Annotated in this window: 8 protein-coding genes; 2 read left to right on the top strand and 6 right to left on the bottom strand. The window is 47.0% G+C overall.

Going from position 1 to position 13841, the window contains the following annotated elements; all coding sequences use genetic code 11:
* Nucleotides 1-2 precede the first annotated feature (2 nt).
* The gene (locus DW800_RS11595) at nucleotides 3-1493 is read left to right on the top strand and encodes an MFS transporter (protein ID WP_034523103.1); all 1491 of its coding nucleotides are present in this window, start codon (nucleotides 3-5) and stop codon (nucleotides 1491-1493) included.
* Between the two features lie 321 nt (nucleotides 1494-1814).
* Here DW800_RS11595 and DW800_RS11590 read toward each other — a convergent pair whose 3' ends face one another.
* The 6 genes from DW800_RS11590 to DW800_RS11560 form a co-directional block, all read right to left on the bottom strand.
* Nucleotides 1815-5246: a DEAD/DEAH box helicase gene (locus tag DW800_RS11590; RefSeq protein WP_165859898.1), complete on the bottom strand. Its 3432-nt coding sequence runs from the start codon at nucleotides 5244-5246 to the stop codon at nucleotides 1815-1817.
* The gene (gene tatC, locus DW800_RS11585; protein ID WP_005835227.1) at nucleotides 5246-6067 is read right to left on the bottom strand and encodes a twin-arginine translocase subunit TatC; all 822 of its coding nucleotides are present in this window, start codon (nucleotides 6065-6067) and stop codon (nucleotides 5246-5248) included. Before tatC ends, DW800_RS11590 begins: the two co-directional genes overlap by 1 nt.
* A gap of 186 nt (nucleotides 6068-6253) precedes the next feature.
* Nucleotides 6254-6469 carry a twin-arginine translocase TatA/TatE family subunit gene (locus DW800_RS11580; RefSeq protein WP_005823939.1) on the bottom strand — a complete coding sequence of 72 codons (216 nt, stop codon included), beginning with the start codon at nucleotides 6467-6469 and terminating at the stop codon, nucleotides 6254-6256.
* 111 nt (nucleotides 6470-6580) lie between these two features.
* Nucleotides 6581-9097, bottom strand: coding sequence for a bifunctional UDP-N-acetylmuramoyl-tripeptide:D-alanyl-D-alanine ligase/alanine racemase (locus DW800_RS11575; protein WP_117652463.1), 2517 nt, complete (start codon nucleotides 9095-9097; stop codon nucleotides 6581-6583).
* Nucleotides 9073-10062: a GSCFA domain-containing protein gene (locus DW800_RS11570; RefSeq protein WP_119958080.1), complete on the bottom strand. Its 990-nt coding sequence runs from the start codon at nucleotides 10060-10062 to the stop codon at nucleotides 9073-9075. Before DW800_RS11570 ends, DW800_RS11575 begins: the two co-directional genes overlap by 25 nt.
* A gap of 169 nt (nucleotides 10063-10231) precedes the next feature.
* Nucleotides 10232-11329: a hypothetical protein gene (locus DW800_RS11560; protein WP_119958094.1), complete on the bottom strand. Its 1098-nt coding sequence runs from the start codon at nucleotides 11327-11329 to the stop codon at nucleotides 10232-10234.
* A gap of 571 nt (nucleotides 11330-11900) precedes the next feature.
* On the opposite strand from DW800_RS11560, the gene dxs reads away from it, so the two are divergent.
* Complete coding sequence (gene dxs / locus DW800_RS11550; RefSeq protein WP_119958093.1) at nucleotides 11901-13805, top strand: 1-deoxy-D-xylulose-5-phosphate synthase; 1905 nt, start codon at nucleotides 11901-11903, stop codon at nucleotides 13803-13805.
* Nucleotides 13806-13841: the final 36 nt, after the last annotated feature.

Below are 13841 nucleotides of genomic sequence, written 5' to 3'. Positions count from 1 at the left end.
TCATGAGTACATTTCAAAACACCGCAGGGCGGATGACCAATTACCGTTGGATTATCTGCGCCATGCTATTCTTCGCGACAACCGTCAACTACCTCGACCGTCAGGTTCTTTCATTGACCTGGAAAGATTTCATCTCCCCCGAATTCCACTGGACCGATACACACTACGGCTACATCACAGCTATCTTTTCCATCGTCTATGCCTTAGGCAATCTGTTTGCCGGACGTTTCATCGACTGGATGGGAACGAAAAAAGGGTATTTATGGGCCATTGCCGTATGGTCTATCGGTGCTTGTATGCACGCCCTCTGCGGACTTGCCACAGAAATGACCCTCGGCATTGAAAATGCCGCCAACATGATTAGCGCTACCGGTGCATTGGCCTCTACCATAGCCATCACCAGCGTTTACTACTTCATTGCCGCCCGTATCATACTGGGCATCGGTGAAGCAGGAAACTTTCCTGCCGCCATCAAGGTGACTGCCGAATATTTTCCAAAGAAAGACCGTGCCTTCTCCACTTCCATATTCAATGCCGGCTCTACCATCGGAGCACTGATAGCCCCATTGTGTATCCCTACCCTGGCCCGCTACTTCCAACGCATGGGCGTGGGCAACGGCTGGGAAATGGCTTTTATCGTTATCGGCGGATTGGGTTTCATCTGGATGGGACTGTGGATATTCATGTACAAGAAACCTGATGAAAATCCACACGTAAACGCAGCTGAGCTGGCATATATAGAACAAGACAAAGACAATGAGGAGGATAAAAAGGCGACTACTCCGACAACCAAGGATGAAAAGAGCATTTCTTTCCTGCAATGTTTCAAATATCCGCAAACCTGGGCTGTATTTTTCGGCAAATTCATGACTGACGGTGTATGGTGGTTCTTCCTCTTCTGGGCACCCGCATACATTTCGGACGTTTACGGATTCTCCTCAGATACTCCCACGGCACAGATGCTTATCTTTGTGCTCTATGCCATCACGATGTTGTCCGTCTATGGCGGGAAATTGCCCACCATCATTATCAACAAAACCGGTAAGAACCCCTACGCCGCACGCATGCAGGCCATGTTCATCTTTGCACTGTTCCCGCTATTGGCATTGTTTGCACAGCCATTGGGCAACAAGGAAGTATTTGGCGAACAAGCCTATTGGTTCCCGATTATCATCATAGGTATTGCAGGCGCTGCCCATCAGTCCTGGTCGGCCAACATCTATTCTGTGGTAGGTGATATGTTTCCCAAGAGCACCATTGCCACCATTGTGGGAATCGGAGGTATGGCGGGCGGTATCAGCTCATTCCTTATCAACATGAGTTCCGGTTTGCTGTTCGACTATGCCGACAAGACACAAATGGTATTTCTTGGATTCCAGGGCAAGCCTGCCGGATATTTCATCATCTTCTGTGTATGTGCAGTGTCCTACCTGATAGGCTGGTGCATCATGAAGGCACTGGTTCCGAAGTACAAACCGATTATAGTGGACTAATCAGAAGTCTTTTTATAGATATTCAGAATCATGCGGAGTTTGCAAACTGCATTACATGCCTTGCAAACTCCGCACAAAAAAAGCCTTTTCTCACGAAATGGCTTTTCTTCGTTCAATTACAGTCAAAAACAAAAAACTGTAAATGGAACACAATTTAAGATGAAAAAAAGGGAAGTCTCACGACTTCCACAATTCTTCTAACCTTAAATCTAAATCTCTATGAAAAAAACGTGATGCAAAGATAATGGTTTATCTCACACAGCGTTATTAATAAACTCTATAAAGAAGCATAAAATATTTAAGATTTACTAAATAAGACGGTTACGAATGGCAAACTACAGACAAGAGCTCGGCATAAATAGGATTAAGTTTCAATAGTTGCGGCACTCCTGTCATAAACATCTGCTTGCGGGCACGAGTAAGGGCTACATTCAATTTCCGGTCAATCCGAGTACCGTTTTCCTCCGTCATATTTGCCAGAAACTTCAACTGATAAGCCCGGTTCACACAGAAAGAGTAGATAATGACATCCCGTTCGCTACCTTGGAAGCGTTCCACGGTGTCTACCAATATATCCTCCAAAGGAGCAATACCCAAAGCGGCAATCTCTTTCTTAATCAAGGCTATCTGACTGCGATAAGGAGTGATGACACCTAAAGTGACAGCCGGGTTGAAACCGGAAACAGCTGCATACTGCCGATAGATAGCCGCTGCCAACCGTGCCACAATCCGCGCCTCCGAATGGTTCATCTTGGCCGACTGTGCCGGCGGTTCGACTGCGGCAGGCAGAAAAGCGACACGACGAGTCAGCAAACCGGCAAACTCACAATCACACAGCTCAGGAGCAAGAGTCAGCTCTCCCTGCTGGTGCGGCAGACCAACCGGTTCCAACAGACCACCGTAAAAAGCCCGGTTAGGAAACAAAGCTACCTCGATATTCATACGCCCCTGACGGCAGAGCATGTCGTAGGAGGGATGAGGGATAAAAGATGAAGAATGAGAGGTTGATGCCTGGCGATTGGCACTTTCCTTGGAGAGATTCCTATAAAGGCGTTCGAAAAGGGAATCTTTCAAATTATACAATCCGATGGCCTGCAAAGCTTCGTCACACACTTCCGACTGCTCGGACGACTGCAAGACCACTGCGGGTAGCTGCTTATGGTCACCTATCAAAATAAATTTGCCGATGGCATCCGCGCCTGCGGGATTGCGGGTACAGAGTAACCCCAGCAGTTGTGGTTCCAAAATTTGGGTAGCCTCATCCACAATCGCTACATCAAAAGTCTTCAACCGGAAAAGTTCGGTCTTGGAAGAAAGCGTGGCAACCGTACCGACAAAAACACGGCAACGGGCAATGCGCTCCTGCACCTGCCGCCGAGTGGCACAAGGTTCCAACACATTCTCAATCAGATACGGGCGGAATGAGTCATCGCAAGACAACTCACTACCTAAACGGATAAAGTCTATTTCAGGCTCAATGGAAGCCAGCGCCTTACTGATTTCATCTACAGCACGATTGGTATACGAAAGCAGTAGAATCTGTTTCCCCTCCCGGTAAAAGGCTTCTACCATGCCCCGCAGCGCGCGAGAGGTCTTGCCAGTACCCGGCGGACCGATTAAAAGGAAATAGTCGCGGGCAGCCTGCGCTTTCAGAATAATCCGCGAAAAATCATCCGGAGCGGTCGCAATAGCGGCATCCAAAGAAGTATCGAATTCGGGAGAGCGCTGCCCCAACAACAAGTCACGCCGTCTTTGGGTGGCAGAAAGGAAAGCGGAAAGTCCCAGATACATGCTACGAAAGGAGGTGTCCATATAGTCGTGCTCTATGGCATAGAGGCTAGCAACAGGCAATACACCCGCATTCTGCTGGGTGGCACGAAGACGGATACAGACCTCGTTATCGGATATGCGCTCTATATTACCTTTAAACACCATCTTGTTGGTAACGTTGTCGGTATCCGTATTCCGTTCGTAAAGAACCACCGCATCACCCTGACGGAAATTGGGCAGAACCCGCTCCTGCCGGGAAGCAACCATTTGCTTCGTTCTGAGGGACAAATACGGTTTATGCGCATCTGCCGCATGATTCTCGCAAATAGCCAAATCGTACAGAATTTCACCTGCCTCACATTTCTCAGCCAGTGTGGAAAGCCAGAGGGCGGCAGCGCCAGTACGTCCTTCATAATCCACATCTCCAGATTTGGAGGTATAGAGTTCCTTGGTTATAAAGTTATAGAGCGTATAAAAATAGCTTTGTTCCAACGACGAAAGCGAACGGATGCGTTGCGCTACGGCATCGATGGAGGGGCAAAGGAAGCGTTTCCACAAGGTATTGTCCAAACCGCGCTCATTCAAGGTATCCGGATGGATGTCTTTCAGGCGCTCTGCCGTATACTGTGGGCTATTCCGTAACTGGATGCCATATTCATTGGCTACAATCCGGTTACGCACATCCATCACACGGCGCACCATTGCCCACGAAGGACGTGCCGGATAAAGCAACGGATAACGGGTATAGAGCAGGTAGGCCTTTACACGTCGATGGTCCATTCCCATAGAATACTCCAACACAGCCTGATAGAGCAACATCTGTACCTTATTGTTTTCTTTAGGCTCCACCTTACCACGGATGGAATACTCGTCCGCCTTACCGGACTTCATTTCAATGAACGAGGTCATATCCCGCTGCATGTAGTCCAGACGCCCTTGCAAACCCAATGCTTCACAGATGTAAGAAGGTTCCAGCACGGCATCAGTCCTATCGAGCTCATAGCCGGATGCACGGAATGTTTCTGTCACTGTCCGGTGGATATTGTCGAAATGGCGCTTGCAATCGGAAAAGAATTCGGCTTCCTTCTCCCGGTCGCGCAGGTCGGCACATGCTGCCAGCTCGATGAGATAAGAACGGAAGGCCTTCTTCATGCATGCCAAATAATCGGGTGCCTCCTTGGCATGAATCCATTCGTCCAGAAAGAGGTTGGCAATATTACCCAACAGTAACGGACGGGTATTGTCTGGCGACTGGAGCCGTGCCAGAATATAGTTGGCAGGATGATGCCCGTAATCCTTGAAGCATTCGGCAAGCGAACTGATGTCTATCAAGTAATCGGGCTCAAGTATAATAAAGGAAGGGGTGAGTATACCGACTTCGTCCACCGTAACATCCAGCAGATTGACCTGGGCATGCCGCCACAGAATCCGGCAGGTTTCTGCAAACTCTTCATTAATCTGAGGTACATTATAACGGACACGCAACGGCTCATCGGCCACAGTGTCTACGGGCAGTACATATAAATAAGTATCATCGGCATACTGAAAACAGACGCGCATGCGCTTTATCCGCTCTTTGACAGGCGGTGCCACTATATAGGTGGCATCCGCACGGGGTAGCAGGCGATAAAGTTCGGCAGGTATCTCCTCCCCCGTCAAGCGCTTGACAAAGAATGCCAGTGTCTTGGCATCACGCAACAACTGTTCACGTTGCGGTTCCGCCTGGCGGTTCAGAATAGCATTGGAGGTCAGCCGGAAGGTATGCAGACGGTTCTGTTCCACGGTGGAAAGTCCGACCTTCGAAGCCACGAAACTGATACGTGCAGAAAGGTCTGTCATCTGCAAGCTGCCGTCGGACATCTGTGTACGGCACAAACGCTCCAGCAACTCGCGCAATTGCCGGTAGGCCACGTCCAAGGAGATTTCCTCAACGTGGCAGGCTTCCAGCAATATACTAAAATATTCCTTTACTTCACAATCCATCATTCCTCTGTCTCCACTTCTTCCGCTTCATCATCAGTCTTTTTATCCTTTATCATCAGGATACTCAACTCATAGAGCAGATAAAGCGGCACCGCCACTACTGTCAAGGTAAACGGGTCACCGGTCGGAGTAATGATGGCCGAGGCAATAACAATGATGACAACAGCATGACGGCGGTATTTCCGCAAAAAGGTCTTGTGCACCAGTCCCAGCAGGGAAAGCAGCCATGTCACCAGCGGCAGTTCGAATGCCAGTCCCATGCAAAGCACCAGCATCATGAAATTGTCGATGTACGAGTTCAGGGAAATTTGATTCTCGATGGCTGCGCTCAATTGATAAGTGGAAAGGAAACGCAATGTCAGCGGATAGACCATAAAATACCCCAGCAACACACCGATGAAAAACATCACCGTACCTATACCCAGCGCTTTCCTCACCCCTTTACGCTCGTTTGGATAGAGTGCAGGGCTTACAAAGCGCCAGATTTCATAGAAAATATAAGGAGCAGCCGTTACCACCGACATCCAGAAAGCGGTAGACATGTGGACAAAGAACGGTGCAGCAAGATTGATATTGACGAGCTTCACATGAAACTCCTGGGTAAAGAATTCATCCTGCAAGTCCAGTCTCTGCCCTATCCAGCGCAGCAAGTCATAGAAAATGAAGTCGTTATGGCAAGGAGCCAATATCACATTGTCAAACAGATAAGGCATGGCAATAAAATAACCGATAGCCAATACAAACCACACACCGAGTACACGAAACAACACTCGGCGCAACTCGTCCAAGTGGTCCCAAAAGGTTAGTTCTTTTTCTGACATAAAGGGATTTACTATTTGACAATTTACTATTTGGGCTGCGCTGTGGGGATTTACTATTTGACAATTTACTATTTACTATTTGGGCTGCGCTGTGGAAAAGGCAACAAGCCTACCCATACTCCTGAACTTCTCAGAGTATCAAATAGTAAATAGTAAATCGTCAAATAGTAAATACCCTTGTTCCTTTTATTTCTTTTCAGCCGGTTTATCCAAATCTTCCTGAGCCTTGTTTATCTCTTCTTTGGCTTCATTCACACCATCCTTGAAGCTCTTCACCCCTTTGCCCAAACCACGCATCAGTTCGGGAATTTTCTTACCACCAAACAACAGTAAGATGACCAATGCAATAATTATCCATTCGGAACCGCTGGGCAGAAAGCCTAATAAAAGTAAGTTTGTCATAGTTATATCTGATTAATTATAGTGCAAAGATAGGAAAATTAAGGATTAGGGATTAAGGATTAAGGATTAATTTTATCGCAATCCCTAATCCCTAATCCCTGCCCCCTATCTTCAGTCTTGATAATAAATACGTTTTACCCGCGTAGAAACGCTTGTCAACACCTCATAAGGAATAGTTTCGAGTACATCGGAAAGAACGGTTATAGGCAGATGGTCACCAAAAATTTCCACACTGTCACCCTCCTTGCAATCAATGTCCGTCACGTCAATCATACAGACATCCATGCAGATATTCCCTACATAGGCTGCCCGTTGGCCGTTTACAAGACAATAAGCATGTCCATTTCCAAGATGGCGGTTCAGGCCGTCGGCGTAACCGATGGGAAGAGCCGCTATACGCGACGGACGGGTGAGATGCCCTTTCCGGCTATACCCCACCGTATCCTCTTCGGGAACATCACGTATCTGGAGGATGGTAGTCTTCAACGTGCTCACATTATTCATAATGGAATTGTCTATGGGATTGACACCATAGAGGCCGATACCCAGGCGCACCATATCGAATTGCGCCCCCGGGAAACGCTCGATACCTGCGGAATTGCAGATATGGCGAAGTATCTTATGCGGAAAAGCCTCCTGCAATTCCATGGACGCTTTCTCGAACATTTCTATCTGCCGGCGTGTAAAACTGTCGAATTGTTGCGAATCGCTCCCTACCAAATGCGAGAAGACGGAACGGGCAATCACGGCATTCTGTCCCTTCAGCCGTTCTATCAGCCGGGGCATATCCTCCGGAGCAAACCCCAGGCGGTGCATACCGGTATCCAGCTTTATGTGGATGGGGAAGTTTGTGATACCTTCCTTTTCCGCTTCTTTAATCAAAGCGTCCAGCAGATGGAAGCTATATACTTCGGGCTCCAGCTTGTAATCGAACATGGTCTTGAAAGCAGTCATCTCAGGATTCATGATAATGATATTCGCAGTGATGCCCGCTTTGCGGAGTTCGGAGCCTTCGTCGGCAACCGCCACGGCAAGATAATCGACATGATGTTCCTGCAAAGTCTTGGCTATCTCGTAAGAACCTGCACCGTAAGCGGAGGCTTTCACCATGCAGACCATCTTTGTTTCCGGCTTCAGCTTGCCACGATAATAGTTCAGATTGGCAATCATCGCTCCAAGATTAACCTCCAGAATGGTTTCGTGCACCTTCTTCTCCAATACTTCCGTCAAGGAGTCAAAACCGAACTTACGTGCACCCTTAATCAGAATTATTTCGTTTCCAAGGCGAAGTTCCCCACGCTGAATGGCACGTATCAAGGCCGCTGTATCCGGATAAAAGGTCTTCTCTATATTAAAGCGTGCAGCGCAGGAAGATATTTCATTTCCTACACCTATGATGCGTTCAATGCCACGGCTGTTTACCAGCTGTGCCACTTGTCGGTAAAGTGTCGGCGTGTTCTGACCGGTCTCCAATATATCCGAAAGAACCAAAGTCCGCCTCAATCCCTTACTTTGCGAACGGCGGTAAAGAAAATCGAGTGCAATATCCAATGAGCCAAGGTCAGAATTATAACTGTCGTTAATCAACAGACAGTTGTTTTTTCCCTCCTTGACTTCCAGCCGCATGGCGATGGGTTCTAGCCTTGCCATACGTTCTGTAATCTGTTCGGCAGGAAGCATCAGATAGAGGCATGCGGCCAGGCAGTTCAGCGAATTCTCGATGGAAGCATCATCTATGAACGGTAGAGTAAACGTATTATCCATATCCAGATAGCGATAGGAAATGACAGTACAGTCATCCCGTTTCTCCACCTTACTTATATATAGAGGACGTTCCATATCTTTCCGGCTCCACGCAATCTCACGTGCAGACAGCATGGACTTCGCCACACAGTTGCTGACGAACTCATCGTCACCATTATAAATCACTACATCACAATTCTTGAAAAGCGTCAGCTTCTCCATGCATTTCTCCTGCAACGAGAAGAAATTTTCCTGGTGAGCCCCTCCTATATTGGTCAGGATACCTATGGTAGGCTTGATGATGTTCTGCAAAGCACGCATTTCCCCCGGCTCGGAAATACCGGCTTCAAAAATAGCAAGTTCGGACTGTTCGTTCATCTGCCACACAGACAAAGGCACTCCAATCTGGGAGTTATAACTGCGGGGAGAACGGATAATGGCACGTTCCGGACTGAGCAACTGGTGCAGCCATTCCTTCACAACAGTCTTACCGTTGCTTCCCGTAATACCGATGACCGGTATCTGGAACCGGTTCCGATGCTGTTCCGCCAGTTTTTGCAAGGCTTTCAGCGGGTTGGGAACAATGAGATAATTGACAATTGACTGCGCATCATCACGCTGCATAGCATTGTCAATTGTCAATTGTCCATTGTCCATTAATCTAAAGCTTTCTTCGCTAAGCACAAAATTACGTACTCCACGGGCATATAAATCTGCAATATAGCGCGCACCGTCATTCCTCTTGGTGGTCAAGGCAAAGAATAATGTTTCCTCAGGAAAATTCAGGGAACGGCTGTCAGTGAGCAGCCAGTCTATGGTAGCCGGCGCGTTTCCCATACGCCGTGCGCCAATACTTTCGGTTATGCTTTCAATCGAATACGACATATTTCTCTCTCTTTTTGGAAATCTAAGTACGGGTATTTTCCGTTAAGTTGGTCTATTTTTAACACAATTTGTCCTAAAAAACGCTTATACTCTTCTGAAGCGGGATAAAATGGCTTATGCAACAACATCTTACGGATATTTTCACTTTCTTCCATAATCCGTAACGCATCGGCAGAGATGCACGACTGGGTAAACCGTTCCCAGACATAGCGAATGGCCGTTTCGGAAGGATGCACCATGTCTTCTGCATAGAATCGATAGTCACGAAGCTCGTCGAGCAGCAACTCATAAGCCGGAAAATAGAAAACATGTTCCGGGAAAGTGGCTTGCAACTGGTTCACGGCAAGCAGCAAGGTAGCTTTACTGAGCTGGTTGGCATGCATTCCGTCACGCACGTGGCGGATGGGGCTGACGGTGAACAATACTTTCAACCGGGGAATCCGCGCCAGCAAGCCGGAAAGCAAAGAGGTGTAGTCAGATACTATTTCACTGACAGAAAGCATACGGCGGGTAAAGCAGGACTCAGGTTGCTTATGACAGTTGGCAACTACAGTTCCCGTCTTTTCATTTTCATAAACCCAGGCAGAGCCGAAAGTCAGCAACAGACAATCCAACCGGTCCAGCCTTTCATGGGCGCTTTTCAAACGCCCGTTAATGCCTGCCAATGTTTCCTCTGCAGAGACTGAGGAAAAACTACCATGATGCATGGCACTATGCCAAAGTTCATGAAAGAGGAAAATATCGTTTTCATTGTAGCATCTGCCCGCAATGATTTCACGCAATGCCGCAGAAATGGAAAACGGATTATAAAGCACACCATAAGGATTGACGTCACAACGGAACTTGGCATCCACCAGCCTTTGCCCCATCTCGGACGCAAAACAAGAACCCATCAGCAACAGATTATTCTCTTGCGAAAGAAGGGGCATACTGGAAACTACTTCTACAGGCGTATAAAGATTCATAAGTTCGAAATAAATAAACCATTCACTTTCTCAGAAAAAATGATGTACCAACTGCTTGCTACGCCACAAAGATAGTAAATTTCAATATATAACGGTCGAAACATAAAAAGGCAGGTGATATAACCTTTCATTATATCATCTGCCTTAAATAAAAATACTATATATTCTATTAATACCAATTAGCCGTAGGATCAGCCACCCAATCTGCAAAACCTGGATATTTATCATTAATAGCCTGACGCTCAGTAGTCCATTCATATCTTGTCTCTACACGTATCTTCTGCGGAGCTTTGCCAATCTCTGCTTTCAGTGTATATACTTCAGCATTTTGGCCTTCCACTTTGATATTTACGGCACCGGTACCGTTAACTCTGTACATCACCGGAGCCTTAGTTGCCCCAGCATCCGTATTTACCATTGTAGTATTAGAAACACCAAAGAGTTCATGAACTTCACGGCTATCACCGCCTACCTCAATATACAAAGGCAAAGTACCACCCGCAGCCTGCAGGGTAATGATAGTTGCTCCCCCATTGGTCGCTACATCAAACACGACATCGTTGAAGTCAAAATCATCACTGTCTCCAAGGTCTTCTGCTATGATTCTGTACGCATTCGTATATATGGCCGGAGAGATTTTCACAATCCAATCACTATAATACCCATCTGCAGCCACTTGTTGATTTGGGTTCTGTCCGGTAGCTTCAAAGTCAAATCCCACATAATAAGCACCCCCAATATATTGTATAGTATAATTATAGTGCATTTTACCATCCAAAGAAACCCTATAGCCAAAAGAAGACGTTCCACTATTCTGCATTAGCATTATAGCCCCCTCAGTAGCATTAAAATTATTGATATGCTCATCTGATGCTGCAACCAAAAAATCCATATTAGAGTGTGAGCCACTTACATGTTGAACAAAAAAGTCGGTCCAATCCACACCAATGGATTGTGGATTCTGATGTGTTTTAAACCATTCCGTAACCACTTCTTTTTCTGTAGCCGTAATACCCTCGGGTACTTCCGTAAAATCTTTCCATTGATTGCTATTAGTGTTAGCAACACGCGTTGTCGGTGTTGCCCCAAATCCCCAATCCTGATCAACTGCAATTTCTCCATACCTCTGCACAAAAGCCGATGCATACTGTGCCTCTTTCTTAGCTGCCGCCTTTTCCGGGTTGAACAGATCGCTATCAGAATCGCAAGTGGAAAAAACCACTACGCCCATAATAGCCAAAACTTTAAAGTCAAGCTTTTTCTTCATATCATTCATTGTTTATTCATTTAACAATTCGTGATTACACCCCATTCCGACACATATTACAACCAAGGATATCATTATATACAACTCAAAATTGTATAACATATTGATAAATAGGACATATTCTACTTCGCAAATATACATAATACTATATCAAATAACAACCAAAACCTCAAAAAGTTGCAATAAATAATTTATTAAGTTGTATTTTTCAATAAACATTAAATTTAAAGCATCTCTTATCATAGATGCACACATACGAAAGTACAAGTCAATTTTTGAAAGGACTAATATCTTTGCCTACCAAAATTAAATTATTCCTATATGGAGAAAAAATCGTTCCACCATGGTGGAACGATTTTTTCTCCAGGATGGAACAATATTTTCTCCATGGAGGAACGATTTACTATCAGGCATCTTTTCCCTTAACCATAGGCAGGCTGAACGAGAAATATGGCGTATGCAAAGAGAAAGTAAAAACAGAAGTGAACAAAAGAGGCTTTTTTTCCTTCTAAAACTTCCCGCCATCCGTTTTCTTTTGCTATTTTTGCATTTTGTAATCTTCAGATTAGAAATGAGAACAGAACCAACAACATATAACTTGCTTAACACCATTACATTTCCCGAGGATTTACGCCAACTCAGCGTAGAAGAGCTTCCTGAAGTCTGTAAAGAATTGAGGCAAGACATTATAAAGGAGGTTTCGTGTAACCCCGGACATTTCGCTGCCAGCCTGGGCACGGTAGAGCTGACCGTTGCCTTGCACTATGTATTCAATACTCCGTACGACCGCATAGTCTGGGATGTAGGCCATCAGGCGTACGGGCACAAGATACTGACCGGACGCCGTGAAGCATTCTCCACCAACCGTAAATTCAAGGGAGTTCGTCCTTTTCCCTCACCAGAGGAAAGCGATTATGACACATTCACCTGCGGACATGCGTCAAATTCAATCTCCGCCGCCCTTGGCATGGCTGTTGCCGCTGCCGAAAAAGGCGAGAAGGACCGCCATGTAGTGGCCATCATCGGCGACGGAAGCATGAGCGGCGGCCTGGCTTTCGAAGGACTGAACAACGCTTCGTCTACCCCTAACAACCTTCTTATCATTCTCAACGACAATGATATGTCGATAGACAGAAGTGTAGGCGGCATGAAGCAGTACCTTTTCAACCTGACTACCAGCAACCGCTATAACCAGCTGCGCTTCAAGACATCCAGACTGCTGTTCAAAATGGGACTTTTGAACGAGGACCGCCGCAAAGCGCTGATTCGCTTCGCCAACAGTCTGAAATCAATGGCCGCCCAACAGCAGAATATCTTTGAAGGGATGAACATCCGCTACTTCGGCCCTATCAACGGACACGATGTGAAAAACATAGCCCGTGTCCTACGGGACATCAAAGATATGCAGGGACCGAAAATACTGCATCTGCACACTGTAAAAGGAAAAGGATTCGAACCTGCTGAGAAGAATCCCGATATCTGGCATGCACCGGGCAAGTTCGATCCGGAAACCGGAGAACGCCTCAAGGCGGACACCAGCAATTTGCCTCCGCTTTTCCAGGACGTGTTTGGGGAAACGCTGGTAGAACTGGCAAAGGAAAATCCGAAAATCGTCGGAGTAACCCCCGCCATGCCCACCGGCTGCTCCATGAACAAGCTGATGGACACCATGCCCGACCGTGCCTTCGATGTGGGTATTGCCGAAGGGCATGCAGCCACTTTCTCGGGCGGTATGGCTAAAGAAGGAATGCAGCCTTTCTGCAACATCTACTCCTCCTTCATGCAGCGGGCATACGATAATGTCATCCATGACATCGCCCTGCTCCGCCTCCCCGTCGTACTTTGCCTGGACCGCGCCGGACTGGTAGGAGAAGACGGACCGACACACCACGGAGTTTTCGACCTGGCCTATTTCCGTCCGATTCCCAACCTGACCATATCTTCACCGATGGACGAACATGAATTGCGCCGTCTGATGTACACGGCACAGTTACCGGACCAAGGTCCGTTCGTCATCCGCTATCCCCGCGGACGCGGCGTATTGCTGGATTGGAAATGTCCGCTGGAAGAAATCCCCGTAGGCAAAGGGCGCAGACTGAAAGAAGGCAAAGACCTGGCAGTCATCAGCCTCGGTCCCATAGGCAACGTAGCCGCACGTGCCATAGAGCGTGCGGAGAAGGACAAAGGAATCTCCATAGCCCACTACGACCTGCGTTTTCTCAAGCCGCTCGACGAAGCGCTGCTGCACGAGGTAGGACTCAACTTCCAGCATGTCGTCACCATAGAAGACGGTGTCAAAAAAGGAGGAATGGGCAGTGCCATACTGGAGTTCATGGCGGACAATGACTATATTCCCCATTTCAGACGTATCGGTGTACCCGATGCCTTCATAGAACACGGCACCATACAAGAGTTACACCATCTTTGCGGAATGGACGAAGAAGGAATCTATAATCAATTGATAATTGATAGTTGAAAATTGACAGTTTGAGCATTTACCCCATATGTCAAC

The sequence above is a fragment of the Bacteroides sp. AM32-11AC genome, assembly GCF_003603515.1.
Taxonomy (GTDB): domain Bacteria; phylum Bacteroidota; class Bacteroidia; order Bacteroidales; family Bacteroidaceae; genus Bacteroides; species Bacteroides uniformis.
The sequence above is the reverse complement of the archived record's forward strand: the minus strand, read 5'-3'. Positions and strand labels throughout refer to the sequence as shown.

Coding starts and splice junctions, on each gene's coding strand:
- DW800_RS11580 (WP_005823939.1), bottom strand. CDS start 6,469: ATGACAAACTTACTTTTATTAGGCTTTCTGCCCAGCGGTTCCGAATGG.
- DW800_RS11575 (WP_117652463.1), bottom strand. CDS start 9,097: ATGTCGTATTCGATTGAAAGCATAACCGAAAGTATTGGCGCACGGCGT.
- DW800_RS11570 (WP_119958080.1), bottom strand. CDS start 10,062: ATGAATCTTTATACGCCTGTAGAAGTAGTTTCCAGTATGCCCCTTCTT.
- DW800_RS11560 (WP_119958094.1), bottom strand. CDS start 11,329: ATGAAGAAAAAGCTTGACTTTAAAGTTTTGGCTATTATGGGCGTAGTG.
- tatC (WP_005835227.1), bottom strand. CDS start 6,067: ATGTCAGAAAAAGAACTAACCTTTTGGGACCACTTGGACGAGTTGCGC.
- DW800_RS11595 (WP_034523103.1), top strand. CDS start 3: ATGAGTACATTTCAAAACACCGCAGGGCGGATGACCAATTACCGTTGG.
- DW800_RS11590 (WP_165859898.1), bottom strand. CDS start 5,246: ATGGATTGTGAAGTAAAGGAATATTTTAGTATATTGCTGGAAGCCTGC.
- dxs (WP_119958093.1), top strand. CDS start 11,901: ATGAGAACAGAACCAACAACATATAACTTGCTTAACACCATTACATTT.